The organism is Nocardioides speluncae, from assembly GCF_003121585.1.
Lineage (GTDB): Bacteria > Actinomycetota > Actinomycetes > Propionibacteriales > Nocardioidaceae > Nocardioides > Nocardioides speluncae.
Genome location: NZ_QEOO01000036.1, coordinates 295,740 through 321,381, shown reverse-complemented (window position 1 = coordinate 321,381; position 25,642 = coordinate 295,740). Strand labels below are relative to the sequence as shown.

Sequence of the window (25,642 nt, the reverse complement as noted above, 5' to 3'; positions counted from 1 at the left end):
GCCGGTGGCCTGTCGACCGACGACAACGCAGCCAGCGTGCGTGCCGGGGGTCGCGCAGCAGGTCGCATCCTTCAACACCCTCCTAGATTCGCCGCGATCCGCGCGGCGGTGGTCGGGTCGTGGAGCAGCGCGGTGCCGACCTGTACGGCGGTGGCACCGGCAGCGAGGAAGGCTCGGGCGTCGTCGGGGGTGCTGATCCCGCCGCAGCCGATCAGCGGGAGGTCGGGCAGCGCGGCGTGCACGTCGGCCACGCAGCGCAGCGCGATCGGGCCGATCGCCGGGCCGCCGAGGCCGGCCGGGCGGCCGTCCGGCATCGCGGCGGGGACGGCGTTGCCGAGCACGACGGCATCCGCGCCGGCGTCGGCGGCGGTCCGGGCGGCCTCGACGACATGGCCGGGGTCCGGCCGCAGCTTCACCAGCAGGAGTAGGCCGCGGGGCAGCTCGCGACGGCAGGCCGCGACCAGGCCGGCCGCCTGGAACGGGTCCTGGGTGTCGACCAGCCCGAGTGCGGCGGCATCGGGTGCGGACAGGTTGACCTCGATGCCGGTCAGGCCCGGGGACTCGGTGAGGCGGCGGGCCAGCTGGGCGTACTCCGCGAACGTGGTGCCCGCGATCGAGGCGAAGACCCGGACCCGGCGCTGCAGCAGCCAGGGCAGCTCGGTGGCCAGGAACTGGTCGGCGCCCGGGTTCGGCAGCCCGGTCGCCGCGATCAGACCGGCCGGAGACTCGACCAGCCGCGGCGTGGGCCCGCCCGGCCGCGGGTCGAGTGTGATCGAGCGAGTGACGAACCCGCCGAGCGTGGACAGGTCGGCGAACGGCGCGAGCTCTGGTCCGCTGCCGCCGCAGCCGGCCGCGACCAGCACCGGTCCGGCCAGCTCGGTCTCCCCGATCCTGGTGGTCATCCGGCGGCCTCAGAATGTCCAGAGTCCCATGCGGCGAGGTCGGCCCACCGGACCCGGTCGCCGCGGAACACCGGTCCGTCGTAGCAGGCTCGTGCCAGGCGCGCGGCGCCGTGCTCGCCGAGCACCGGGACCGGGCAGCCGTGACACAGACCGGTCGCACAGGTCAGCGGCCGCTCCAGTGCGGTCTGACTCCAGGCACCGTGCAGCTCCGCGGCCGCGGCGACGTCGTGCAGGGTGCGGGCCGGGCCGGCGGCGTACACGACCTCGGCGGCGGCGCGGGTGAGCACATCACCGATCACGTCCCGGACCGCACCGCTCCGGCCGACCGAGCCGTCCTCGGTGACGACCAGGACCGAGCGGGCGGTACGGCGTGCGTCCAGCGCCGACAGCAGGTGTGACTCGTCCGGCGCGGCCAGCAGCATGGTGACCACGCAGCCGCGCTCGCGCAGCCGCTCGGCCAGCGGGAACAGCGTGGCGGCGGCGTACCCCTCGCCGACCAGGACGCAGCTCACCGGCTCCTTCGGCAGCGCGAACGGCCGCCCGAGCGGTCCGGTCAGCTCGACCGGGGCACCCTGGGTGCGGGTGGCCAGCCATCGGCCGCCGAAGCCGGTCTCGGCGACGACCAGGTCGACGGTGGCGCCGTACCCGCCGGTGGGCCTGGCCCGGTGGATCCAGAAGGCGCGCCGCGACAGCCGGGTCTCCCCCACCGAGACCGCCACGAAGTTGCCCGGGCGGAACCGCTCGGGCAGGCCCGGTGCCGCCAGCGTGAGGTGGCGATAGCCGCCGACCCGGCGCGCCGACAGCACCTCGCCGGTGATGTGAACGGGGCCGCGCGTCTCGCTCACTGGAGTGACCACTAGCCCGGTTGCGCGCGCCGCTCGGCGACGCCGGTGACGATCCGGCGCGGCCAAAGCAGTCCTTCGTAGATGAACGCGGTGTAGCCCTGGAGCAGGTCCGCGCCCGCGTCCAGCCGGGCGACCGCGTCGTCGACCGTGGTGATGCCGCCGACGCCGATTAGGGTCAGGTCGGCTGCCACCCGCCCGCGGAGCAGCCTCATCACGTCGAGGGAACGGGCGGTCAGCGGCTGCCCGGACAGCCCACCGGCGCCGATCTTCTCGACCTTGGCGGGCGCCGTGGCCAGGCCGTCGCGGCTGATCGTGGTGTTGGTGGCGATGATCCCGTCGAGCCCGACCGCACCGGCCAGGTCGGCGACCGCGAGCACGTCCTCGTCGCTCAGGTCGGGGGCGATCTTGACCAGCAGCGGCACTCGACGCTCGTCGGTGACCTCGTCGGCCCTGCGGCGTACCGCCCGCAGCAGCGGCTCCAGCTTCTCCACCGCCTGCAGATCGCGCAGCCCAGGCGTGTTGGGTGAGCTGACGTTGACGACCAGGTAGTCGGCGTACGGCGCGAGCAGGCCGGTCGACTTCTCGTAGTCGGCGACGGCCGCGTCCTCCGGGACGGCCTTGGTCTTGCCGATGTTGACTCCGAGGACGATCCGCGAGTCGGCCTTGCGCTCTCGAGCCGCCAGCCGGCGCGCGACCACCTCGGCGCCGTCGTTGTTGAAGCCCATCCGGTTGACCACGGCTCGGTCGGCCGGCAGCCGGAACAGCCGCGGCTTCGGGTTGCCGGGCTGTGGCTCGCCGGTGACCGTGCCGATCTCGATGTGCCCGAATCCGAGTGCCGCGAGCGCGTCGATGCCGACGGCGTTCTTGTCGAAGCCGGCCGCCAGCCCTAGCACGTTCGGGAAGGTCAGGCCCAGTGCCTCGACCGCCTCCCCCACCCCGCGCTGCCGGCTCAAGACCGGCCGCGCGGTACGGATGGCGCGGAAGGCGACGTGGTGGGCCTGCTCGGGGTCGGTGCGCGTGAGCACCTTGTCGAACAGCAGCCGGTACGCCGTCACCGCGCGGCCCAGTCCTGGAGGCTGCGGACGCCGATCTCGCCGCGGCGCATCGCCTCGATCCCCTGCACGGCCGCGCCGAGCCCTTGCACCGTGGTGATGCAGGGGACGTCGGTGAGGATCGCGGCGGTGCGGATCTCGTAGCCGTCGAGGCGGGGCGAGCCGCCGCTGGTGGTCCCGTGCGGGGTGTTGATGACCAGGTCCACCTCGCCCGCGAGGATCTTGCCGACCACGGTCGGCTCGCCGTTGGGGCCCGGACCCTCCTTGTGCTTGCGGACCACAGCGGCCGACACGCCGTTGCGGCGCAGCACCTCGGCGGTGCCGGCGGTCGCGAGGATCTGGAAGCCGAGGTCGGCGAGCTGCTTGATCGGGAAGATCATGTGCCGCTTGTCGCGGTTGGCGACGCTGACGAAGACCGAGCCGCCCAGCGGCAGCGAGCCGTACGCCGCGGCCTGGGCCTTGGCGAACGCCGTACCGAAGAACAGGTCGTAGCCCATCACCTCGCCGGTCGAGCGCATCTCCGGCCCGAGGATGGCGTCCACGGTCTTGCCGTCCTTGGTCTTGAACCGGTTGAACGGCATCACGGCCTCCTTGACCGCGATCGGCGACCCGTCGGGCAGGTGCCCACCGTCGCCCTCGGCCGGCAGAATGCCCTCGGCACGCAGCTCCGCGATCGTGGCGCCGAGCATCACCCGGGACGCCGCCTTGGCCAGCGGGGTCGCGGTCGCCTTCGACACGAACGGCACGGTCCGCGACGCGCGCGGGTTGGCCTCCAGGACGTAGAGCGTGTCGGACGCGAGGGCGAACTGGATGTTGAGCAGCCCACGGACGCCGATGCCGCGGGCGATCGCCTCGGTGGAGCGCCGGATCCGCTCGATCTCCTCGGTGCCGAGGGTGATCGGCGGCAGCGCGCAGGACGAGTCGCCGGAGTGGATGCCGGCCTCCTCGATGTGCTCCATCACACCGCCGAGAAACAGCTCCTCGCCGTCGAAGAGCGCGTCCACGTCGATCTCGACCGCGTCGTCGAGGAACCGGTCGACCAGCACCGGCTGCTCGGCGCTGATCAGCCCGGCCGCGACGTACTTCTCGAGGTAGGCCTCCAGCGCGGCGTCGTCGTACACGATCTCCATGCCGCGGCCGCCGAGCACGTACGACGGCCGCACCAGCACCGGGTAGCCGATCTCCTCGGCGATCCGCTGCGCCTGCGGGTACGACGTGGCGGTGCCGTGCTTGGGCGCCGGCAGCCCCGCTTCGGCCAGCACCCGGCCGAACGCGCCCCGGTCCTCGGCGAGGTGGATCGCACCGGGCGAGGTCCCGACGATCGGGACGCCCGCTGCCTCCAGCCCGGCCGCTAGGCCGAGCGGGGTCTGGCCGCCGAGCTGGCAGATCACGCCGGCGAGCGGACCGGCCGCGCGCTCGGCGTCGACGATCTCCAGCACGTCCTCCAGCGTGAGCGGCTCGAAGTACAGCCGGTCGGAGGTGTCGTAGTCGGTGGAGACGGTCTCGGGGTTGCAGTTGACCATGACCGTCTCGTAACCGGCCGCGCTCAGCGCCAGGCTCGCGTGCACGCACGAGTAGTCGAACTCGATGCCCTGCCCGATCCGGTTCGGCCCGCTTCCGAGGATGATCACCGCCTCCTTCTCGCGCGGCGCCACCTCCGTCTCCTCGTCGTAGGAGGAGTAGTGGTACGGCGTCCGCGCGGCGAACTCGGCCGCGCAGGTGTCGACGGTCTTGTAGACCGGCCGGATGCCGAGCGCGTGCCGGACGCCACGGACCACGTCCGCGCTCATGTTGCGGATCTTGCCGATCTGCACGTCGGAGAAGCCGTGCCGCTTGGCGCGCCTCAGCAGCTGCGGAGTCACCTCCGGGGCCGCCGCGATCTCACCGGCCACCTCGTTGATGAGCGCCAGCTGGTCGAGGAACCACGGGTCGATGCCGGTCGCCTCGAACAGCTCATCGGGCGTCGCCTCGGCCCGGATCGCGTCCATCACCTTGCGCAGCCGCCCGTCATGCGGGGTCCTGATCTGCTCCAGCAGCGCCGCCTTGTCGAGGTCCACCCACTCGTGGCTCCAGTCGAACGGCGCGGCCCCCTCGCCAGATGACGGAGTCTCCAGCGAGCGCAGGGCTTTCTGTAAAGCCTCGGTGAAGTTCCGGCCGATCGCCATCGCCTCGCCGACGCTCTTCATGTGCGTGGTCAGCGTCGGGTCCGCGGCCGGGAACTTCTCGAACGCGAACCGCGGCACCTTCACCACCACGTAGTCGAGCGTCGGCTCGAAGCTGGCCGGCGTCTCCCGCGTGATGTCGTTCGGGATCTCGTCGAGGGTGTAGCCGATCGCCACCTTGGCCGCGATCTTGGCGATCGGGAAGCCGGTCGCCTTGGACGCGAGGGCGCTGGACCGAGAGACCCGTGGGTTCATCTCGATCACGATCAGCCGGCCGTCGGCCGGGTTCACGGCGTACTGGATGTTGCAGCCGCCGGTGTCCACGCCGACGCTGCGGATGATGCCGATCGCGAGGTCGCGCATCGCCTGGTACTCGCGGTCGGTCAGCGTCATCGCCGGCGCCACCGTGATCGAGTCACCGGTGTGCACGCCCATCGGGTCGAGGTTCTCGATCGAGCAGATGATCACCACGTTGTCCGCGGTGTCGCGCATGACCTCGAGCTCGTACTCCTTCCAGCCGATGATCGACTCTTCGAGTAGCACCTCGGTGGTCGGGCTGGCCGCGAGGCCGGCGCCGCCGATCCGGCGCAGGTCGTCCTCGTCGTACGCCATCCCGGAGCCGGTGCCGCCCATGGTGAAGCTGGGCCGGACCACCATCGGGTAGCCGAGGTCATCGGCGGCCGCGAGCAGGTCGTCCATCGAGTGGCAGATCACCGAGCGGGCGCACTCGCCGCCGAGCTCCTCCACGATCCCCTTGAACACCTGCCGGTTCTCGCCGCGGTCGATCGCCTCGATCGAGGCGCCGATCAGCTCGACGTCGTACTTGTCGAGCACGCCCTGCTCGGCGAGCGCGGTCGCGGTGTTCAGCGCGGTCTGGCCGCCGAGGGTCGCGAGCAGCGCGTCCGGCCGCTCCTTGGCGATCACCTTCTCCACGAACTCCGGCGTGATCGGCTCGACGTACGTCGCGTCGGCGAACTCCGGGTCGGTCATGATCGTGGCTGGGTTGGAGTTGACCAGGATCACCCGCAGGCCCTCGGCCTTGAGCACCCGGCACGCCTGCGTCCCGGAGTAGTCGAACTCGCACGCCTGCCCGATGATGATCGGCCCGCTGCCGATGACCAGGACGCTCTTGATGTCCTCACGCTTTGGCATCAGGCGCCACCCTCCATCAGCTCGACGAATCTGTCGAAGAGGTACGCCGCATCGTGCGGACCGGCGGCGGCCTCCGGGTGGTACTGCACCGAGAAGCTCTTGAGTACGCCGTCCGCGTCGCGCAGCTCTAGGCCCTCCACCACGTCGTCGTTGAGGCAGACGTGGGAGACCGTGGCCACGCCGTACGGCGTCTGCGTGGGCGCGTCGAGCGGAGCGTCCACGGCAAACCCGTGGTTGTGCGCGGTCACCTCGACCTTGCCCGTGGTGCGGTCGATGACCGGCTGGTTGATGCCGCGGTGGCCGTACTTCAGCTTGTAGGTGCCGAAGCCGAGCGCGCGGCCGAAGAGCTGGTTGCCGAAGCAGATCCCGAAGTACGGCAGCCCCCGCCCCAAAGCGCCCTGCAGCAGCTCGACCTGGCCGGTCGTCGCGGCCGGGTCGCCGGGGCCGTTGGAGTAGAAGAGCCCGTCCGGCTGGACCGCGAGAACCTCCTCGAGGGAGGCGGTGGCCGGCAGCACGTGCACCTCGATGCCACGCTCGGCCATCCGGGCCGGGGTCATCGTCTTGATGCCGAGGTCGAGCGCGGCCACGGTGAACCGCTTCTCGCCGACCGCGGGCACGACGTAGGTGTCGGTCGTCGAGACCTCGCCGGACAGCTCGGCCCCGGCCATCGGCGCCGACTCCCGGACCCGCGCCAGCAGCGCGTCGGAGTCGGTCTCGGTGGAGGAGATGCCGACCCGCATCGCGCCGCGCTCGCGGAGGTGCCGGGTCAGCGCGCGGGTGTCGATGCCGGAGATGCCGACGACGCCCTGGTCGCGGAGCTCGTCGTCGAGGGTGCGGCGGGAGCGCCAGTTGGAGGGGACCCGGGCGGGATCGCGCACGACGTACCCGGCCACCCAGATCCTGCTGGACTCCGGGTCCTCGTCGTTGACACCGGTGTTGCCGATGTGGGGGGCGGTCATCACCACGACCTGGCGGTGGTACGACGGATCAGTGAGCGTCTCCTGGTAGCCGGTCATCCCAGTGTTGAACACGGCCTCACCGAAGGTCTCACCTCCGGCGCCGTAGGAATCGCCGCGGAACACCCGGCCGTCCTCGAGGACCAGCAACGCGGGCGTCGAACTAGGGGCATGCGGCAGCACGCCGAACCTCCTTCTCCGCCTCACAGGACGGATCGTTAAAGGATGTCGAACTGCCCAGACCTTATCAGCCGGCCGCCGCTTCCCAGGGATTGACGAGCTCGATCCCGAGACCTTCGAAGGCCGGAATGTTACGGGTGGCGAGCGGCGCACCGGCTTGGAGTGCGATGGCCGCGACCAGTCCGTTGAGTTCGTGGAAGGACCTTCCGGTTTGGCGGTGCGTCGCAACTATCTCGCCGTAGATGTCCGTGGCCGCGATATCCAGTGGCAGGCAGGCTCCGAGCAGATCGAACGCCGCCTCGGCTCGGGCACGCAGTCGGTCGCGTCGACGACCTGCAGGCAGCGCTGCGACTCCGGCTAAGACCTCGGCACGCGTGATGATCGTCGTCAGCGGCGGCTCCGTCAGGTTGCGTAACCAGGAAGCCACCTCGGGCGCTGCCTCTTCGGCCTTCATCAACTCAGTGACCACTCCGGTGTCAAGGATGATCACGTGACCTCGCCACCGTCGAGCAAGTCGAACGTCCAGTCGCTGAAGTCAGGAAGCCACCGGTCCGGCCTTCCTGATCGAAGCGTCCAGGGCCACGCCGCGCGGTCCGCCGTACTCCTCCGCGGCGGCAATCAACTCACCTATCCAGCTAGGGCGCTTAACTGATTGCGAGTCAGGATCTTGTCTAGCCATACGCATTTCTCCTGCGAGTTCGGATGATGCGTCAGCAATCCTAAGTCAGCCAAGCCCGACCAGGCGAGCGCTCTCGGCGCGGAGCCGCTCGCCGACGGCGTCGTCCTGGGCGAGCTTCGACGGCTCCTTCGGCTTGTTGTTGTCGAAGTAGAGGCCGGTCTTGCCGTCGACCTCGGGCGAGGCTGCGAGGTAGGTGATGGTCTGGCCGCCCTTGGCCGGCGAACGCATGAAGAGCTTCGCGACGGCGAGGGCCGGGCGGGCGTACCACGGGGCGTGCGACCAGATCCGGGTCGCGACGGCACCGGGGTGCAGGGCGTTGACGGTGACGCCGGTGCCGTCCAGCTCGCGCGCCAGGCTGCGGGTGTAGAGCACGTTCGCCAGCTTGGAGCGGGTGTAGGCCCGCATGACGAAGTAGCCCTTCTCGTAGCCGAGGTCGTCGAAGTCCATGGTGCCGTCGTAGTGGCCGACCGAGGCGGTGTTCACGATCCGGGCCGGGGCGCTGGCGACCAGCACGTCCTTCAGCGACTCCGTCAGCAGGAAGCCGGAGAGGTGGTTGACCGCGAACGTCGCCTCGAAGCCGTCGCCGGTCAGCGTACGGTCGGCGTACACCGTGCCGGCGTTGTTGACCAGCACATCGACCCGGTCGTAGCGCTCCCGCACCTCGGCGGCGAGCGCGCGGATCGAGTCCAGCGACTCGAAATCGGCGACCAGCGTGTCGACCTGGCCGGCGCCGGCGGCGCGCACCTCCTCGGCGACCGCGGCGAGCTTGGACTCGCTGCGGCCGACCAGCACCAGGTGGTGGCCGTCAGCTCCGAGCTGCTTGGCCGACTCCCGGCCGATGCCGCTGGTCGCTCCGGTGATCAGGATCGTCTTCATGCAGGGTCCCTTCGAGGACGGTCGGCGTTCCTCGAAGGAGCGTGGCACGGACGGCGCCGGTAAGCGTCCGCCCGTGGTAGGGATTGTTGCGCGACAGCGAGACCGAGGCAGCGCGGTCGACGGTCACCGACGCGGTGGGGTCAACCAGGGTCAGGTTCGCCGGCTCCCCCGCCTCCAGACCACGCCCTTGGCCGTCCAGCCCGGCGATCCGAGCCGGGTTCGCCGACATCACCCGGGCCACGTCCATCCACGACATCGGACCGTTCTCGACCATCACCGTCGACACCACCGACAGCGCGGTCTCCAGCCCCAGCATCCCGAACGCCGCGTCCACGAACGCGTGCTCCTTGTCGTGGCGGGCATGCGGCGCGTGGTCCGTGGCGACCGCGTCAATTGTCCCGTCGGCGAGCGCAGCACGCAGCGCCTCGACGTCCTCAGCCGGACGCAGCGGCGGGTTGACCTTGTACGTCGGGTCGTAGCCGGCCAGCAGGTCGGTGGTCAGCAGCAGGTGATGCGGGGTGACCTCGGCCGTGACCGCGATCCCCTGCGACTTCGCCCAGCGGAGCACCTCGACCGAGCCGGCGGTGGACACGTGCGCGATGTGCACGCGGGAGCCGGTGTGGCGGGCCAGCATCACGTCGCGCGCGACGATCACCTCCTCGGCGACGCCGGGCCAGCCGGGCAGGCCGAGCCGCCCGGACAGCTCACCCTCGTGGCAGCAGGACGTTGCACCGGCCAGGTCGGGGTCCTGGGCGTGCTGGCTGATCACGCCGCCGAAGCTGCGGATGTACTCCAGCGCGCGCCGCATCACCCGGGCGTTGCCGACGCACTTGCCGTCGTCGGAGAAGACCCTCACCTTGGCGCGGGAGCGGGCCATCAGCCCGAGCTCGGCCAGCTCCTCCCCCGCCAGGCCGCGGGTGACCGCGCCGACCGGGTGTACGTCGACCAGGCCGGCCGTCCGGCCGAGGTCCCAGACCCGCTCCGCGGCCTCGCCGGTGTCGGTGACCGGGTTGGTGTTGGCCATCGCCAGCACCGCGGTGAAGCCGCCCACGGCGGCCGCCCGGGAACCGGTGAGCACGGTCTCGGCGTCCTCGCGACCCGGCTCGCGCAGGTGGGTGTGCAGGTCGACCAGGCCGGGCAGCGCGACCAGCCCGTCGGCGTCGATCACCTGCGCGTCCTTCGGCGCGGAGACCTCCCCGACCTCTCGGATCAGCCCGTCCTCGACCAGCAGGTCGGCCTGCTTCTCGCCGTACAGCAGGGCGCCCTTGACGATCACAGTCTTCGGCACCGTTTGTGTCAGCACAGTCACTCGGAAGAGTCCTCTCCGGCCATCAGGTGGTAGAGCACCGACATCCGGACCGCGACGCCGGCGGAAACCTGATCGAGCACCACCGACTGGGCCGCGTCGGCGGCGTCGGCGGCGATCTCCAGGCCGCGGTTCATCGGGCCGGGGTGGCAGATCGGTGCGTCGGGCTTGAGGAGCGCGAGCCGGTCGCGGGTGAGGCCGTAGCCGACGGTGTACTCCCGTGCGCTCGGGAAGTAGCCGCCCGACATCCGCTCGCGCTGGACCCGCAGCATCATCACTGCGTCGGCGTCCGGAAGCACCGCGTCCAGGTCGTACGACGTCGTGAAGCCGCCGTCCTTGGACCAGCCGTCGATACCGCTCGGCATCAGCGTCGGTGGCGCGACGACAGTCACCGAGGCACCGAGCTTGCGCAGCGAGAGCACGTTGCTGCGGAACACCCGGCTGTGGGTCAGGTCGCCGACGATCACGACGTGGCGGCCTTCCAACGGGCCGAGCTTGCGCTGCAGGGTGTAGGCGTCGAGAAGGGCCTGGGTCGGGTGCTCGTGCATGCCGTCGCCGGCGTTGATCACGACCGCGTCGACCCATTCGCTGACCTGCTTGGCCGCGCCGCTCGCGCCGTGCCGGATCACCAGCCCATCCACGCCCATCGCGCAGACCGTCAGCACGGTGTCGCGCAGGCTCTCGCCTTTGCTGGCGCTGGAGCCCTTCGCGGAGATGTTGATGACGTCGGCCGACAGCCACTTCCCCGCGATCTCGAAGCTGGACCGGGTCCGGGTCGAGTCCTCGAAGAACAGGTTGATCACCGTCCGCCCGCGCAGCGCCGGCAGCTTCTTGACCTGCCGGTTCTGGACGTCGTGCATCTCGGCGGCGGTGTCGAAGAGGGTGTCGATGTCATCGACTGTCAGGTCGTCGATCGAGAGCAGATGCCGTCTCACGCGACGCCCTCCTTCACAGCAGACTTGGGCGCATCGGAGATCCGGACCTCGTCGACGCCGTCGATCTCGTCGAGCAGCACGCTGACCCGCTCGGCGCGTGCGCTGGGTAGGTTCTTGCCGACGTGGTCGGCTCGGATCGGCAGCTCTCGGTGCCCGCGGTCCACGAGTACGGCGAGGCGCACGGCCGCAGGCCGGCCGAGGTCGTTGACCGCGTCGAGTGCCGCCCGGATGGTGCGGCCGGAGAACAGTACGTCGTCGACCAGCACCACGACCTTGCCGTCGATGCCGGACGCCGGGGTCTGGGTGTGGTGCGGGCTCCGGGTCGGGTGCGACCGGAGGTCGTCGCGGTACATCGTCACGTCGAGGGAGCCGACCGCGACGGTGTGGTCCTCGACCGTGCTGATCCTCTCCGCGATCCGCTTGGCGAGCGGGACGCCGCGGGTATGGATGCCGAGCAGCAACAGCCCTTCAGGGCCTTTGTTGCGCTCGAGGATCTCGTGGGAGATGCGGGTCAGCGCCCGGGCGATGTCACGGGCGTCGAGGACGGTGCGTCCACCGGTGGCGGGGGCGCCGGGCGTGGCCGGCGTCTGCTCAGCAGACAAGGCTCGCCGAACCTCCTTCTCCGCCTCACAGGACGGCTCGTTAAAGGATGTCGATCGCCAGCGAGAATACCAGCCGGGCGACCCTTCCCGCGGCTCAGCCGACCGATACCAGCGTCACCTCGTCACTGTTCTCGTACTGCACGGCCCCAAGCCAACGCTTCGCCGGGTCAAGGCCGAACCAGGACACGGTCAGCGTCACGGGATCGCCGATCGTCACCGGCGTCGAGGCCGGCGCCACGGTGGCGTTGCCCGCAGACGCGGCCCCGACCACGAAGTTCGCCAGCTGGTAGGACGTCGACCCTCCTGGTGTCGCGAATCCGTTGACGTAGACCTGATAGGTCCCCGCGAGCGGGTCGACGAGAGTGATCTCCTCGTCGGCCGCCCCGCTGGCCGACAGAGCGACGAACTCGCCATCGACGTATGCGAAGAGGTCGAGGTCGGAGGTGTCGTCATCCGCGTCCAGGCTGAACCGGGCCACCGGAGTGCCATCCGGCACCGTCACCTCGTACAGCTTCGTGTCCGCGTCGGCTTCCGGGTTGTTGATGTCGAACGGGCCGGTGACGACGGAGTCCGTGACCGGGGTGACCCCGACCAGCCCGGCCACCGAGCTGTTGAGGACGCCGGTGAAGCCGGGCGTGACCTGGAAGTCCGCCGAGCCCTCGGCACTTGCGTCGGCGTGCACCTCGACCGGAGCGCTCACCGCGACCGGTTCCAGCGCGATCGGGCTGCGGACCACGTGCGTGCCGTCGGTCCAGGTCAGCGAGCCAACCGCCCAGGCGCTGAGTGGTGCATCGGTGCGGGTGAACTGCACCGTGAACTCGGCTTCCTCGCCCGGGTCGAGCGCGAGCTGGCTCGGTGTGACCACGATGTCGAAGCCGCTGACCTCCGCGGCCGCGGTGTATGTCGCGGTGGCGTCACCGACGTTCTTCACCCGCCGGGTGACCGTCTCGACTCCGGCGAGGTCACCCACACCGATCGACGGCTGGTTCAGGTTGGACGTCGAGATCGGCGGCAACGTGTCGAACGGGGGCAGGAACTGCGCGCCCAGGCCGACCATGAAGGAGCGGTACTCGTTGGGCGTGGTCGGGTAAACCAGGCCCGGGTCGACCGAGGAGTTCGGCTGCGCGAAGCCGGCTCCCTGGGCGAACGGGTCGTCCGCGCTGGACACGGTGTCTGTGGCCGTGGTCATCAGTGCGGACTTGATCTCCGAGGGCAGCCAGGTCGGGTGCGCCGCCTTGAGCAGCGCTCCGAAGCCGGCCACGTGTGGGCTGGACATCGACGTACCGGACAGGAAGTCCCAGCTCCGGCCGAACCCGGACGGCGGGGCGACCGCAGCCACGACGTCGACACCGGGGGCGGCCAGATCCGGCTTGATCAGGTCACCAGCCAGGGTGACCGACGGCCCGCGTGAGGAGAACGCCGCGATCTCGGGCACCTGGGGTGCCACTGCGAGCTCGGCCGCGGTCAGCGGTACCAGCTTCGCCGTCGCGCCCGTGCCGGCAGCGGTGATGTAGTCGAGGATCGGCTGCCGGGCCACGTGGCTCAGGTGCACAGACGGGACGAAGTGGTAGTCGGCGTTGAGCGAGTTCTCCGAGGTGTTGGTCATCACCATCGCCACGCCACCGACCCGCTTGACCTCGGCGCTCTTGGCGATCCGGTCAACCACGCCGCGGTCGCACTGGACCACCTTGCCGGCCGCCAGGGCCGGGTCGAGCGAACCAGAAGCACACAGCCTGGCGTTGGCGTCGGTGGCGCCGGCGGCCTTGACGCTCAGCGACGTCACCAGCTGGGTGGCGTTTGCGAGTCCGGAGGTGATCGACGCGCCGACGAAGCGCTGGCCGTTGCCGAGCTCAACAGCCTGGAACGCGCGCCGGAAGGTCGCCGCGGCCACCGTGGTCACCCAGGGCGACGGGTGGTCGAACGTGCTGGCGCCGGGGCCACTGTTGCCGGCGGAGTTCGCGGCGAAGACACCGGCGTTGGACGCGCCCCGGAACGCCTGCTCCACCGAGTCGAACACCGAGGACTCCGAGCCGCCGCCGATGGAGTAGTTGATCACGTCCACGCCATCGAGGACGGCGTCGTTGATGGCGGCGACGCTGTCGGAGCTGAAGCATCCCGGGGCGACGCCCGGCTTGCCCTCCCAGCAGACCTTGTACGCCGCCACCTTGGCGCCCGGCGCCATACCGGACCCGCTGCCGATCGGATTGCCGTCGATGGTGACATTGGTGCCGTTCCTACCGGCAGCCGTGGAGGCGGTGTGCGAGCCGTGGCCACTTCCGTCCCGGGTCGAGTGGTAGTCGGCGACGGCGATGTTGTTGTGTCCGAAACCGTCGAGGTAGTAGCGGGCGCCGATCAGCTTGTCGTTGCACAGCTTCTTCTTCGTCCACTGCTCGCCGGCCACGCACTCGCCGCTCCAGCCGGCCGGCACCGGGATGCCGGTCCCTCCGGCGAAGGCCGCGCTCTCCGGCCAGATGCCGGTGTCGAGCACGCCGACCACCACGCCAGCGCCGGCGTTCGCAGGCCCACCGAGCTGCGACCACAGCCCACCCGGGGCGTCGAGCCCGAGGAAGGCCGGGGAGTCAGTGGTCGCGGGCTGCCTCAGCTCGTCCTTGGTGACGGCCACGATGCCGGCCATCTTGGCCAGGCGGCTGGCCTGCCGGGCGGTGAGCATCGCCGCGACGCCGTTGTTGGTCACCGTGTAGTCGTAGATCTTCTCGGCCCCGACCGTCTTGAGCGCAGCGTTGTGCTTGCCCACCAGGTGCGCCTGCCACTTCGTGACCGCGGCAGCGTTGCGGTTGATCTTGCGTCCGGGAGCGGGACGGGTGCGCGGGAAGCCCTGCTTGTAGCCGTCGTACGACGCGACGGGATCATCGCTGAACGTGACGAGGTAGCGGCCGTCGGTGAACCGGGCGGTCTGCGCGGACTGAGCGGCCGTGGGCTCGGCGGACGGACCGGTCCGGGCCTCACCGGGAGTCGTGAGAAAGGCAACGCAGACAGCCAGGGAAAGGCTGCCGATAAGCGATCGGCGCATCACAGGACCTCGGTTCCTCCCGAGATCTGGTAAACCTCCCCACCTCGAAAGTTAAGTCGCCCCCAAGGCGGGGTCAATAGCCCAGAACACTGGTTTGTGCGTCCCCGAGCTCCAGATCGTGGTCGCCACGGAGTGCCTTCGCGGCGAGGTACGCGACGTTGTCGGGCGACACGTGGACGCCGGTCGCCACCCGTTCCACGACAGTCAGCCCGGCCGCCGCGAGCTGGGCCGCCTTGTCCGGGTTGTTGCTCAGCAGCGCCAGCGTGCCGATCCCGAGCGCAGCGAGCATCTGCGCGCCGACGGTGTAGTCGCGCTCGTCGGCGCCGTGCCCGAGCGCCAGGTTGGCCTGGTAGGTGTCGAGGCCGCCGTCCTGGAGCTTGTAGGCGTCGAGCTTGTTGTAGAGCCCGATCCCGCGGCCCTCCTGCCGGAGGTACAGCAGGTAGCCGCCGGCCTCGGTGAGCCGCTCGATGGCCTCGTTCAGCTGCGGCCCGCAGTCGCAGCGCTGGCTGCCGAGTACGTCGCCGGTCAGGCACTCGCTGTGCAGCCGCACGAGCGGGGTCGCGTCGCCCCTGTCGCCAGCGTCGCCGAGCCGGAGCGCAAGGTGCTCCCGGCCGTCGACGAGACCGTCGAAGGTGTACGCGCGGGCCACGGTCGCGAAGCCGTCGGCCGACCGGATCGGCAGGGCCAGCTCGCTGCGGATCCGGGCGGCGGGAAGCTCGGCGCACATCAGACACCTCCCCCGCTCGACTCGCGCCGGAAGCGGTCCGACATCGCGTAGCGCAGGAGCACGACGTCGCCGATCGGCCGCGCCTCGACCAGGGTGGCGCGATGCTCGGCGCACCACGGGAAGCGGCCGTCGTACACGAACCGGCGCGCGCCGGAGTCGCCGACGAAGAACGGCGCAACCACCAGCTGCAGCTCGTCGACCTGGCCCTCGGTGAGGAACTGGGTGTGCACGGTGCCGCCCCCCTCGACCATCAGCCGTCGTACGCCGCGCGCGTGCAGGTCCGCGCGCAGGCCGCTCATCGTCACGCCGGCGCCCGCGTCGACCACGGTGGCCAGCCGGCCGACGCGGGCGGCGGTCGCCGGCATCGCCGTGGACGGGCAGTAGACGAGCTTCTCGCCGGAACCCTGGGTGAAGAACCGGGCAGCCGGATCCAGATCGCCGCCCTTGGTCAGCGTCACCTTGACCGGCGACTCCGGCTTGCCGGCGGCCAGGCGTCGCTGCCGGCGCTGCTCGGAGCGGACCAGCAGCGCCGGGTCGTCGTTGCGCACCGTGGCGGCACCGACCAGGATCGCGTCACAGCCGGCCCTGACCTCGTCGACGCGGTCGAAGTCGGCCTCATTGGACAGCAGCAGCCGCTCGTCGGCGGCGCTGTCGATGTAGCCGTCCAGCGACATGCTGCAGCTCAGGATCGTGTACGGCCGCTCAGCCATGCGCCGGGACCCCAACTCCTGCCGGCACGGCGACCGGCGCCGGGTCCGGGCGCTCGGTCGCGGTCCTGCCGCGCAGCATCAGCGCTCCGGGCAGGGTCGCGACCAGCGACATCACGCCGTACGCGACCGCGACCTCGAGCCCGGTGCCCGCGCCGAGGCCAGCGGCACCGAACACCCACGCGGCCGCACCTTCGCGCGGTCCCCAGCCGGCGACGTTCAGCGGGATCGCCGAGGCGAGCATCACCACCAGCCCGAGCGCGATGACCTGAACGGCCGGGATGTCCACCCCGACCGCCCGGGCGGCGATGAGGAAGACGACCAGGTGCCCGCAGGCGGCGACCGCGGAGAGGAGTACGGCGCGCTGCCAGACGCCGGCCGCGCCGAACAGCATCCGGAACTCCGTCATCACCGCGGTCAGCACGGCAACCGCGACGACGGCCAGCGTCCATAGCACCGGTGCTCGCAGCGATCCGGGCAGCAGCGGGACGGCCGCGATCGCAAGCCCGACCTGCACCAGCTGCCCGGTAGCCCGGTCCCACACCACCGACCGCACGCCGCGCGCCATCGCCCCGGCGTCACGGCCGTGCTGGACCGCGCGGTGTACGTCGCCGACGATCCCGCCGGGCAGGGTGGCGTTCAAGAACTGGGCGCGGTAGCAGGCCTGGTACGCCGCACCCACCGGCACCGCTACCTCCAGCCGCTCCGCGAGCAGGCTCCAGCGCCGGGCGCAGCACCAGGTGGTGACCGCCGTGATCGCGAGCGCGGCGGCCAGGGTCCACGGCTCAGTGCGCCGCAGCCCCTCGACGAACGGCTCCGCGCCGAGTCGGTAGCCGAGCGCCGCCAGGATCGCCAGGCCGACGAGCGGTCGGGCCAGCTTCCAGAGTCTTGTCGTGCTGATCGTGGTCCCCCTAGCCGGCGGTCGTCTGCCTATTTGGCAGCTGACTGTTGGACGGGGATACGAGCGCCAGCAGCGATCGGTTCACCGCGCTTGCGGTGTCGGCCCAGGTCGTCAGCTCACCGCTGCGCTGGATGGCCGCCCGGCGCAGCCGGTCACGCAGCCGAGGATCGGTCAGCCACTCGCGGAGCGCCGAGGCGAGGCGCACCGGGTCGCCGGCCGGCACCAGGACGCCGGCTGGGCCGACCACCTCGGGGTGCCCGCCGACGTCGGTCGCGACGACCGGGATCCCACGGGCCAGCCCCTCGGCCACGGCCATGCCGAACGACTCCCGGCGCGACGCCGACACGACCAGATCGGTGGCCGAGCGGATCGTGTCGAGACGGGCCTGCGTGACCGGTCCGAGGAAGGACACCCTGTCAGCGACGCCGGCCGAGTCGGCGACGAACCCGGGCTCGAGGTCGAGGGCGCCGGCGACCGTGCAGTGCCAGGCGAGGTCCGGCAGGTTGCGCAGCGCGTCCATGAGGACGTCGTACCCCTTCTCGCGGACGACGGGGCCGACACACAGAAGATTTGTCCCTCCGGCCGACCCGGCCACCACCGGCGCAGGGTCCACGCCGGGAAGCGCGACCGACACCTTGTCGGCCGCAAGCCCGTGCTGGGTGATCAGCCAGCCTCGGGCCCATTGGCTGGTCGTGATGACCGCCGCCGCGTGGTTGAGTACGGCGCGCTCGACCGGCCCACCCAGCGGCATGTGCACCAGCAGCACCAGCCGCAGCCGGGCCGCCTCGGTCACCATCACCTCGGCCGTGCCGACCAGGCCGTCGACGACGGTGATCGCCCGGTCGGGGATCTCGGCGAGCAGTCGTGACCCCGCCACATGGTGCTCGTGGACCGTCCAGCCCAGCCCGGTCAGCTCCGCGGCAAGCCTCCGGTCGTAGACGTTCCCGCCGCTGGGACGGGCCGGGTCGTCGATGCCCTCCGGGACGACGAAATGGACCCGGCCGACAACAGGAGTCACAGCGCACGCTCGTAGCTGGCCCAGGCGACGTGGGACTCGCGCAGCGTCACCTCGATCCCCGAGAGAATGCGGGCGCCCGGGCCGAGCCGGCCGTCCTTGGCGCGCTCGGCGAGCTGGTCGGCGATCAGTCGCGCCAGCATCTCGGTGGAGGTGTTCTGGCCGGCGAGAGACGGCTCGTCGTCGAGGTTCCGGTAGTTGAGCGCGGCGAGGACGTCGTGCAGCTGGGTGGTGGCCAGCCCGATGTCGACCACGATCCCGTCGGCGTCCAGCTCGGGCGCGGCGAAGCTGGCGTCGACGACGTACGTCGCGCCGTGGAGTCGCTGCGCCGGACCGAAGACCTCACCCCGGAAGCTGTGGGCGATCATGATGTGGTCGCGGACGGTCACCTTGAACACTGGCTAGGCCTCCAGATCGTCGTAGCTGACTGAGTGACACAGGCCCGGCAGGCGTCCGGCGGCCAGTGCCGCCATCGTCTCCGGGAGCTCCGCGAACGGCGACGTGCCGGTCAACAGCACGTCGAAGGCCGGGTCGCGCAGCAGCTCGAGCGCGAGCGCTAGGCGGTCGCGGTGGCTGCGGCTGCCCTGTCGGACAGGGGCGACGGTGCCGACCTGGCTGGCGCGGATGCTGAGCCGCGACGCATGGAACGCCTCTCCGAGCGGTACGGCGACCTGGGTGTCGCCGTACCAGCTGAGCTCGATGACGGTGCCCTCAGGACGCAGCAGCCCGAGTGAGGTCCGCAGCCCGGCTTCGGTGGCGCTGGTGTGCACGACGAGGTCGCAGCCGGCCGGCGCAGCCTCGGGCGCCGCGAAGCCGACCCCGAGAGCGGCGGCCACCTCGGCCCGGCTCGGCTCGGTGTCGACGAGCGTGACCCGGACGCCCGGGATGCCGGCGAGCAGACGGGCCACGCTGCAGCCCACCATGCCGGCGCCGACCACCGCGACCCGGTCGCCGACCAGCGGGGCGGCGTCCCACAGCGCGTTCACGGCCGTCTCCACGGTGCCGGCCAGCACCGCCCGCGCCGCGGGAACGCCGTCGGGAACGGGAACGACCGCGCCGGCCGGTACGACGTACGCGGTCTGGTGGGGGTAGAGGCAGAAGACGGTCCGGCCCGCGAGCTCCGGCGGCCCCTGCTCGACCACCCCGACGCTGAGGTAGCCGTACTTCACCGGTGCCGGGAACTCGCCGTCCTGGAACGGGGCCCGCATCCGGTCACGCTCGCTCGCCGGGACCTTGCCGGCGAAGACCAGGGATTCGGTGCCACGGCTGATCGCGGAGCGCACCGCCCGCACCCGCACCTCGCCGGAACCCGGCTCGGCCAGCGTGACCGGACGGATCTCTCCCCTGCCCGGCTCAGCGAGCCAGAAGGCCTGCGCGTCGTCCGCCGCCATTCGGGACACGACCTCGGTCTCCCTCCGGTGATCCATTGAACCGACGCCTCTCCGACGCCGTAGCCAGCATTGATACAACCTAGATGAGCTAGTTCACGGAGGCGGGATGGAGCGGGTTCACCTCGGGGCGGTAGCAGGGTTCGCCGGTGCGGCGACGCTCTGCGGCGTGCTCGCGGCGACGGTAGGGCTGGGTGCGGCCGGCTGGGTGGTCGGTCTCGGCTGCGGTGCGGTGCTCGCGGTCCTGCTCGACACCGCGCTGGTCCGGCACGGCCTGCCCGGCCTCGGCCCGGCCGGCCGGATCACGGTGACTCGGGCGGTGCTCGCCTGCGGTGTCGCGGCGCTCACCGCCGACGCGCTGGTCGGCTCGACGACGGTGGCGGCGCTGGTCGCACTCGCGTCGGTCGCTCTCGTGCTGGATGCGGTCGATGGCCACGTCGCCCGCCGTACCACGACCGAGACCGCATTCGGCGCCCGCTTCGACATGGAGGTCGACGCCTTCCTGATCGCGGTGCTCAGTGTGTACGCCGCCGCGGCCAGCGGCTGGTGGGTGCTCGCGATCGGCGCCATGCGCTACGGGTACGTCGCGGCCGGCTGGCTGCTGTCGTGGCTGCGGCGACCGACGCCGCCGCGGTACGCCGCCAAGGTGGTCGCCGCCATCCAGGGCATCGTGCTGACGGTCGCGGCGACCAGCCTGCTGCCCAACCTGCTGACCCGGCTGGTGCTTGCGGTCGCGCTGCTGCTCCTTCTGCACTCTTTCGGCACCGACGTCAGGTGGCAGTGGCGGCACCGCCGCGAGCCGCTGCCGGTCGTACCCGCTCCCCCGACCGAGCACGCCTTCGCCCGGGCCGCGGTCCCGACCATCGCCGCCGTCATCGTCCTGTGGGCCGCGCTCGCCCCGCCCCGGCTCACCGACGGGTTCGACGCGGGCGATCTGCTGCGCATCCCCATCGAGGGGCTGGCCCTGGTCGGCATCGCGCTGGTGCTGCCACACCGTCCGCGCCGGATCGCCGCGGTCGTGCTCGGGCTCGCGGCCGCCGCGCTGGCGGTGCTGCGTGCGCTCGGCTTCGGCTTCCAGTTCGTGCTGGACCGCTCCTACCACCTGCTGAGCGACTGGTCCTATCTGCCGAAGGCGGTCGAGCTGGTGCGCGACACCGAGGGGACCGCGCCTGCGGTGCTGGCGCTGGTGGCCGTCGTAGCGCTGATCGTGGGCCTGGCCGTCGTCGTACCGTGGGCCGCTCTGCGAGTGACCCGGGTGGCGACCGAGCACCGCCGCCGTGCCACCGAGGCGACCGTCGCGCTCGCGGTGGCGTGGGCGCTGTGCGCGGCGTCGGGCGGAGTTGCGGCGCAGGTGGCGGCCGCACGGTCGGCCGATCTGGTGGTCGACACGGTCGACCAGGTACGAGCGGACCGCCGCGACCGCGTGTCGTTCCAGCAGGAGCTCGACGCCGACGCGTTCCGCGACACCCCGTCGGACCAGCTCCTCTCCGGCCTGCGCGGCAAGGACGTGCTGCTGGTCTGGGTGGAGAGCTACGGCCGGATCGCGCTGGAGGACTCGGCGTTCGCGCCGGACATCGTCGACGTACTCGACGACGGCGAGCGCTGGCTCAAGGCCGCCGGCTACCGAACCCGCAGCGCCTACCTGACCTCGCCGACGTTCGGCGCCGGGAGCTGGCTGGCGCACGGAACCCTCCAGTCGGGGGTGTGGGCGAACTCCGAGCAGCGCTACCGGCAGCTGCTGGACAGCGACCGGCTGTCGCTGACCCGGGCGTTCGACCGCGCCGGCTGGCGCACGGTCTTCGCGGTGCCGGCAAACACCCGCGACTGGCCCGAGGGGGCGGCGTACTACGGGTTCGACGACCTCACCGACTCCCGCGACGTCGAGTACGACGGCCCCAAGTTCGGCTACGCCTCTATGCCCGACCAGTACACGCTGGAGCACTTCCGCCGCACCGAGCTCGAGCCCGCGGACCGCCGGCCGGTGATGGCCGAGATCGATCTGATCTCCAGCCACCATCCGTGGGCGCCGCTGCCGAAGCTGGTCCCGTGGCGCGAGGTCGGCGACGGCTCGGTCTTCTCGGGGATGCCGGAGCGCGGCGAGGAGGCGGTGGACGGGCGGCAGGACCCGGAGACCGCCCAGCGGTACTACGGCAAGTCGATCGAGTACACGTGGCGCACGCTGATCTCGTTCCTGCGCACCTACCCCGACCCGAACCGGGTGCTGCTGATCGCCGGCGACCACCAGCCACACTCGTTCGTCAGCGGTGACGACTCCGGCCGCGACGTGCCGGTCACCGTGATCGCCCAGGACCCCGCGGTGATCGAGCGGATCGCCGACTGGGAGTGGCAGGACGGGCTGTACCCGCGACCGGACGCGCCGGTCTGGCGGATGGACGAGGTCCGGGACCGGCTGTTCTCCGCCTTCGGCTCGCCGGAATGAAGCCACGCTGAACCGGGCTGCCCGGGTCGCCGTACGTCTAGTCATACGGCAGTTCGAGCAGAGCGGAGCAGATCATGGCGATAAGGGTTCTGGCAGCGGTGGCGGCACTGGTCTCGGCGGCGGTGCACCTGTGGCTGTGGTTCGAGGGCGTGCGCGATCAGGACGTGATCGGGCCGGCGTTCATGGTGAACGCGATCGCGGGTGCGGTGATCGCCGTACTCCTGGTGACCTGGCGACACTGGCTGCCACTGTTCCTGGTCGTCGGGTTCGGCATCTCGACGCTCGGCGCGTTCATCATCTCCACGACCGTCGGCCTGTTCGACGTGCACGCCTCCTGGGAGGGCTGGGACGAGTGGCTGGCCGCCGCCTCCGAGGTGGTCGTGATCGTCGCCGGGCTCTGGTCGCTGCGTGCCGAGGGCTGGCTGGACAGGTTTCTTCCGGTGCGGCAAAGCTCACTTCACAAGGCGGAGCACTGACTTCCCTTCACCCGTCTTGACCAGGACCTCCTCGATGTCCTCGGGTGACGGGGCGGCCGCCATGGTCACGTGCATCGCCGAGCCGTAGTCGGCCGTCCAGGTCCCGACCTGCTCGAACTCGCCGTCGGTGGCGCGGACGAACATCACGTACGTCGGCGGGCCGCCGCGGCCGCGGCCCTGTCCACTGTCCTCACCGCCGCCGTAGCTCCCGCCACCGTAGGTGCAGTTCAGGTCGATCCGGGTGCCCCAGGGCTTCTCGGTCAGCGTGATCCATCCGGTGACCCGGCCGGACCCGAGGCTCTCCATCCGTACGGCGTCCTCGGTGGTCGTCGTCGACGTGATCGGCGGACCTGCCTGCGGGTTCTCGTCGTCGCTGTCCAGCGCCGTGACGGCGACGCCGACCAGACCGGCGACGACGATCGTCGCGGCGGCAGCGGCCACCCCGGCCACCGCGCCCATGCGGCGGCGCCGGGAGCGGCGTACCTCGGAGACGACGGCCGGCAGCAGCGTGTCCGGGACCGGCTCGTGCTGGCCCGGTGGCTCCAGCACCTCCAGCGGGACCCGGCCCATCAGCCCGGGAAGCCCGGCCAGCTCACGGACCGAGCGGGAGCACTCGTCGCACCCGGCCAGGTGCCGTTCGAACGCCGTACGCTCAGCGGCCGCGAGCGCGCCGAGGACGTAGCTGCCGTCGAGGTGGGCGAACTCGCACCTCATGCGACCACCCCCTGCTCCTCGAGCGCGAGCCGCAGGGCCCGCAGTGCGTAGTGGGTGCGTGACTTCACGGTTCCTTCAGGGATGTCGAGCCGGCGGGCGGCCTCGGCCACGGACTGACCGCGGTAGTAGCACTCGACGAGTACCGCGCGGTGCTCGGGCGACAGCGTGGAGAGCGCCTCGGCAACCACCCAGGAGAGCAGCAGCTCGTCGGTCTTGTCGCCCGACGGCGTCAGGTCCGGGACCTCGTCGGTCGCGAACTCCAGCCGGGCCCGCCGGGTACGCCACTCGTCGATCACGATGTTGCGGGCGACCGTGAACAGCCAGGACCGCACCGAGCCTCTGGACTCGGCCAGGACGGCCGAGTTCCGCCACGCGCGCAGCAGCGTCTCCTGTGCCACGTCCTCCGCCCTCGCTCGGTCGTTGCCCGTGAGGTGCAGACAGAACGCCCAGAGAGCCCCAGCGTGGTCGTCGTGCAGATCCTTCATCGCTGAGTCGTCCGGCATGTCACCCCTTCCTTATGACTGCATACGATCCTGCATCGCCGACGGTTCAGTGCCCATCTTGGCGATTGCGACAGCGGCCCCGCTACCCAGGGCGAGCGCGGCGAGCAGGTAGGCGTTGCCGTAGACGTGCTCGAACCAGCGCCAGTCGAACTCGCGCCGATCGCCCCAGGGCGGCCACAGCATCGGCCGGGCCACGAACACCGCAGTCCACCCGGCCGCCGCCCAGCGCAGCCGCTCCCACAGAACCAGCGCGACCGGGACCGCCCACACCCAGTGGTGCGACCACGACACCGGAGAGGCGACCAGCATCGCCATCGCGCCCAGACAGGCACCCAGGACCCGGTCGCCGCGCCGCCACCAGGCAGCCGCGACGGCAATGATCGCGAGCGCAACCGGTCCGGCGACGGCGAGCCAGAGCACCGTTGGCGGCGGCTCTCCCAGCATCCGAGTCAGGGCGCCGGCGAGCGACTGGTTGTGGGCCAGCTGTGGTGGACCGACCCGTTTCGGGTCGACCAGGCCATCGGTCCAGTACGACGACGCGCCCGGCATCGCGACCAACCCGATCGCGACCGTCGCGGCGAAGCTCAGGGATGCCCGAACGGCTGTGTGCCGGTGGCCGACCAGCACCAGCAGCACGACGAACACCAGCGGGGTCAGCTTGATGCCCGCGGCGATGCCGAGCAGCAGTCCCGACCAGCGCCGCTCCGGAAACACCAGGTCGACCAGGATCGCCAGCATCAGGATCAGGTTGATCTGCCCGAACGAGTAGTTCTGCCAGACCGGCTCCAGCGCGGGCGAGCCGGCGGCGACGGCCAGCACCAGCCAGCCGGCGACCTGCTGGTCGTGCTCCCGGCGTACCAGCACCACGGCGCCGGCCAGGCAGCCCGCCGACAGCGCGGTCCACAGGCCGGCCGCGAGCCAGCCGGGCAGCAGTGCCAGTGGCACCATCGCCAGCGCCGCGAACGGCGGATAGGTCAGCGGGTAGCCGGTGACCGGGTCGTCGGACTCGTAGCCGGGCACCTGGTCGAGCACCGACCGGCCGCCGTACCGATAGACGTGCAGGTCTGGGAACTCTCCGATGACCGCGCCGATGACCGCAGCGGCTACCGCCACCAGGAGTACGGCGGCCAGGAGGCTCCGGTCATGGCTCATCAGGGCTCACGCCGAGGGATCTCGAAGTGCTGGTAGTCCTTGAGCGTGGTCCAGTGACCGCCCCACTCGAACCCGTACTTGGCGAAGGCGCGGACCACGACGTCGCCGTCCACGATCATCCCCGGCCGGACGTCGGTCCGGTCGAGGTGGTCACGGCCGGCCGGCGGCAGCACCGTGTCGTCCAGCACGTACGGGTTCTTGACGGTGTTGAGGTCAATCGCCTTGCCGTAGGAGTGGTTCGACGTCCGTTCGGGCGCGCGCTCGATCGGCCGGTGGTTGAAGCACGAGGTGTTGTCGGCAGCCATCGACTCGTCGTCGGAGCCGCCGTACCGCTCCACCAGTTCCATCCGCCGGATCGGGAAACCCGCGCGGAACAGCTCGCGGAACACGCGGACGACGTCGCGCGCGATGTCCTGGTGCACCATCAGCTCACCCCGATGGACCTCGCCGTCGAAGCCGTGGTGCGGCATCTCGATGATCCGCAGGTCGTCGATCTCCACCGGGCAGCCGGGATGCCACGAGACGCCGATCATCGCGGCGCGGGTGACCGGGTCGACCCGCCGTACCCGCGCCCGGAACCTCACTTGTGAGAGGCTCCCGCGCTCGAAGCGGGCGTCCTCGGCAAGGCGCGAGAAGTCACGCCCACCGCCGTAGCGCCAGGCGTCCGCCGAGCCGGTGTAGTCCATCTCCGCGCTTTCCAGAGCGGCCATGATGTCGGCTGCATGGCGACGCAGGAAGAGCAACCGAAGAGCCTCAGTGACGGTCGCAGCGTCGGTGTCGGTGCCGAGCTCCTCACGCGCGGCCTTAAGCAACTTGTCGTCCACATCCACCGAGATCCGCGTCATGTGCGTGATCATGCACCAACTCACAGGAACTGAGCGACCTACTCGCCCCCAAAGGGTGGCTACTCAACCACTCGGACTGCGCCGAACCCGCCCGCG

23 protein-coding genes are annotated in these 25,642 nt (G+C 71.1%); 2 read left to right on the top strand and 21 right to left on the bottom strand.

Annotated features, from left to right (window positions below; translation table 11 throughout):
* Positions 1-71 precede the first annotated feature (71 nt).
* From DDV73_RS19395 to DDV73_RS19315, 17 genes are all read right to left on the bottom strand, one after another.
* On the bottom strand, positions 72-902 hold the full coding sequence (locus tag DDV73_RS19395) for a tRNA-dihydrouridine synthase (protein WP_109508889.1): 831 nt from the start codon (positions 900-902) through the stop codon (positions 72-74).
* Positions 899-1,747, bottom strand: coding sequence for an iron-sulfur cluster-binding protein (locus DDV73_RS19390; RefSeq protein ID WP_109508888.1), 849 nt, complete (start codon positions 1,745-1,747; stop codon positions 899-901). Before DDV73_RS19390 ends, DDV73_RS19395 begins: the two co-directional genes overlap by 4 nt.
* A gap of 11 nt (positions 1,748-1,758) precedes the next feature.
* Entirely contained in the window at positions 1,759-2,802 is a 1,044-nt protein-coding gene (locus DDV73_RS19385) for a quinone-dependent dihydroorotate dehydrogenase (protein WP_240617369.1), read from the bottom strand.
* On the bottom strand, positions 2,799-6,113 hold the full coding sequence (carB, locus tag DDV73_RS19380) for a carbamoyl-phosphate synthase large subunit (protein ID WP_109508887.1): 3,315 nt from the start codon (positions 6,111-6,113) through the stop codon (positions 2,799-2,801). Before carB ends, DDV73_RS19385 begins: the two co-directional genes overlap by 4 nt.
* On the bottom strand, positions 6,113-7,252 hold the full coding sequence (carA, locus tag DDV73_RS19375) for a glutamine-hydrolyzing carbamoyl-phosphate synthase small subunit (protein WP_109508886.1): 1,140 nt from the start codon (positions 7,250-7,252) through the stop codon (positions 6,113-6,115). Before carA ends, carB begins: the two co-directional genes overlap by 1 nt.
* A gap of 64 nt (positions 7,253-7,316) precedes the next feature.
* On the bottom strand, positions 7,317-7,739 hold the full coding sequence (locus DDV73_RS19370) for a PIN domain-containing protein (protein ID WP_109508885.1): 423 nt from the start codon (positions 7,737-7,739) through the stop codon (positions 7,317-7,319).
* Between the two features lie 234 nt (positions 7,740-7,973).
* Positions 7,974-8,804: an SDR family oxidoreductase gene (locus DDV73_RS19365; protein WP_109508884.1), complete on the bottom strand. Its 831-nt coding sequence runs from the start codon at positions 8,802-8,804 to the stop codon at positions 7,974-7,976.
* Complete coding sequence (locus tag DDV73_RS19360) at positions 8,734-10,113, bottom strand: dihydroorotase (protein ID WP_420818484.1); 1,380 nt, start codon at positions 10,111-10,113, stop codon at positions 8,734-8,736. The genes DDV73_RS19365 and DDV73_RS19360 overlap by 71 nt, the downstream gene beginning before the upstream one ends.
* Positions 10,110-11,045, bottom strand: a complete 936-nt coding sequence (locus tag DDV73_RS29310) for an aspartate carbamoyltransferase catalytic subunit (protein ID WP_109508883.1) — start codon at positions 11,043-11,045, stop codon at positions 10,110-10,112. Before DDV73_RS29310 ends, DDV73_RS19360 begins: the two co-directional genes overlap by 4 nt.
* Complete coding sequence (gene pyrR / locus DDV73_RS19350) at positions 11,042-11,647, bottom strand: bifunctional pyr operon transcriptional regulator/uracil phosphoribosyltransferase PyrR (RefSeq protein ID WP_109508882.1); 606 nt, start codon at positions 11,645-11,647, stop codon at positions 11,042-11,044. The genes DDV73_RS29310 and pyrR overlap by 4 nt, the downstream gene beginning before the upstream one ends.
* Before the next feature lie 94 nt (positions 11,648-11,741).
* Entirely contained in the window at positions 11,742-14,678 is a 2,937-nt protein-coding gene (locus DDV73_RS19345) for a S8 family peptidase (RefSeq protein WP_109508881.1), read from the bottom strand.
* 73 nt (positions 14,679-14,751) lie between these two features.
* Positions 14,752-15,405: a GTP cyclohydrolase II gene (locus tag DDV73_RS19340; protein WP_109508880.1), complete on the bottom strand. Its 654-nt coding sequence runs from the start codon at positions 15,403-15,405 to the stop codon at positions 14,752-14,754.
* A complete protein-coding gene (locus tag DDV73_RS19335; protein ID WP_109508879.1) occupies positions 15,405-16,115 on the bottom strand; it encodes a RibD family protein in 711 nt (236 codons plus the stop codon). The genes DDV73_RS19340 and DDV73_RS19335 overlap by 1 nt, the downstream gene beginning before the upstream one ends.
* The gene (locus DDV73_RS19330) at positions 16,108-16,968 is read right to left on the bottom strand and encodes a lysylphosphatidylglycerol synthase transmembrane domain-containing protein (RefSeq protein ID WP_206050975.1); all 861 of its coding nucleotides are present in this window, start codon (positions 16,966-16,968) and stop codon (positions 16,108-16,110) included. The genes DDV73_RS19335 and DDV73_RS19330 overlap by 8 nt, the downstream gene beginning before the upstream one ends.
* A 55-nt stretch (positions 16,969-17,023) precedes the next feature.
* Complete coding sequence (locus DDV73_RS19325) at positions 17,024-18,031, bottom strand: glycosyltransferase family 4 protein (protein ID WP_109508877.1); 1,008 nt, start codon at positions 18,029-18,031, stop codon at positions 17,024-17,026.
* Positions 18,028-18,426, bottom strand: coding sequence for a 6-pyruvoyl trahydropterin synthase family protein (locus DDV73_RS19320; protein WP_109508876.1), 399 nt, complete (start codon positions 18,424-18,426; stop codon positions 18,028-18,030). Before DDV73_RS19320 ends, DDV73_RS19325 begins: the two co-directional genes overlap by 4 nt.
* A gap of 3 nt (positions 18,427-18,429) precedes the next feature.
* Entirely contained in the window at positions 18,430-19,455 is a 1,026-nt protein-coding gene (locus tag DDV73_RS19315; RefSeq protein ID WP_240617368.1) for a zinc-dependent alcohol dehydrogenase, read from the bottom strand.
* A gap of 70 nt (positions 19,456-19,525) precedes the next feature.
* Between DDV73_RS19315 and DDV73_RS19310 the strand changes: the two genes are divergently transcribed.
* Positions 19,526-21,856: a CDP-alcohol phosphatidyltransferase family protein gene (locus tag DDV73_RS19310; protein WP_109508874.1), complete on the top strand. Its 2,331-nt coding sequence runs from the start codon at positions 19,526-19,528 to the stop codon at positions 21,854-21,856.
* 74 nt (positions 21,857-21,930) lie between these two features.
* Positions 21,931-22,332: a hypothetical protein gene (locus DDV73_RS19305; RefSeq protein ID WP_109508873.1), complete on the top strand. Its 402-nt coding sequence runs from the start codon at positions 21,931-21,933 to the stop codon at positions 22,330-22,332.
* On the opposite strand, the gene DDV73_RS19300 is transcribed toward DDV73_RS19305, so the two are convergent.
* From DDV73_RS19300 to DDV73_RS28845, 4 genes are read right to left on the bottom strand one after another with little or no spacing between them, the layout of a single operon-like run.
* Positions 22,309-23,046: an anti-sigma factor family protein gene (locus DDV73_RS19300; protein ID WP_109508872.1), complete on the bottom strand. Its 738-nt coding sequence runs from the start codon at positions 23,044-23,046 to the stop codon at positions 22,309-22,311. The two genes, DDV73_RS19305 and DDV73_RS19300, sit on opposite strands and share 24 nt — an antisense overlap.
* Complete coding sequence (locus DDV73_RS19295; RefSeq protein ID WP_109508871.1) at positions 23,043-23,549, bottom strand: sigma-70 family RNA polymerase sigma factor; 507 nt, start codon at positions 23,547-23,549, stop codon at positions 23,043-23,045. Before DDV73_RS19295 ends, DDV73_RS19300 begins: the two co-directional genes overlap by 4 nt.
* A gap of 12 nt (positions 23,550-23,561) precedes the next feature.
* Complete coding sequence (locus tag DDV73_RS19290) at positions 23,562-24,701, bottom strand: glycosyltransferase 87 family protein (RefSeq protein ID WP_109508870.1); 1,140 nt, start codon at positions 24,699-24,701, stop codon at positions 23,562-23,564.
* Positions 24,701-25,546: a M15 family metallopeptidase gene (locus DDV73_RS28845; RefSeq protein ID WP_109508869.1), complete on the bottom strand. Its 846-nt coding sequence runs from the start codon at positions 25,544-25,546 to the stop codon at positions 24,701-24,703. The genes DDV73_RS19290 and DDV73_RS28845 overlap by 1 nt, the downstream gene beginning before the upstream one ends.
* Positions 25,547-25,642: the final 96 nt, after the last annotated feature.

Coding starts and splice junctions, on each gene's coding strand:
- DDV73_RS19315 (WP_240617368.1), bottom strand. CDS start 19,455: ATGGATCACCGGAGGGAGACCGAGGTCGTGTCCCGAATGGCGGCGGAC.
- DDV73_RS19365 (WP_109508884.1), bottom strand. CDS start 8,804: ATGAAGACGATCCTGATCACCGGAGCGACCAGCGGCATCGGCCGGGAG.
- DDV73_RS19335 (WP_109508879.1), bottom strand. CDS start 16,115: ATGGCTGAGCGGCCGTACACGATCCTGAGCTGCAGCATGTCGCTGGAC.
- DDV73_RS19395 (WP_109508889.1), bottom strand. CDS start 902: ATGACCACCAGGATCGGGGAGACCGAGCTGGCCGGACCGGTGCTGGTC.
- DDV73_RS28845 (WP_109508869.1), bottom strand. CDS start 25,546: ATGACGCGGATCTCGGTGGATGTGGACGACAAGTTGCTTAAGGCCGCG.
- DDV73_RS19290 (WP_109508870.1), bottom strand. CDS start 24,701: ATGAGCCATGACCGGAGCCTCCTGGCCGCCGTACTCCTGGTGGCGGTA.
- DDV73_RS19310 (WP_109508874.1), top strand. CDS start 19,526: ATGGAGCGGGTTCACCTCGGGGCGGTAGCAGGGTTCGCCGGTGCGGCG.
- DDV73_RS19295 (WP_109508871.1), bottom strand. CDS start 23,549: ATGCCGGACGACTCAGCGATGAAGGATCTGCACGACGACCACGCTGGG.
- DDV73_RS19305 (WP_109508873.1), top strand. CDS start 21,931: ATGGCGATAAGGGTTCTGGCAGCGGTGGCGGCACTGGTCTCGGCGGCG.
- carB (WP_109508887.1), bottom strand. CDS start 6,113: ATGCCAAAGCGTGAGGACATCAAGAGCGTCCTGGTCATCGGCAGCGGG.
- DDV73_RS19300 (WP_109508872.1), bottom strand. CDS start 23,046: ATGAGGTGCGAGTTCGCCCACCTCGACGGCAGCTACGTCCTCGGCGCG.
- DDV73_RS19345 (WP_109508881.1), bottom strand. CDS start 14,678: ATGCGCCGATCGCTTATCGGCAGCCTTTCCCTGGCTGTCTGCGTTGCC.
- DDV73_RS19340 (WP_109508880.1), bottom strand. CDS start 15,405: ATGTGCGCCGAGCTTCCCGCCGCCCGGATCCGCAGCGAGCTGGCCCTG.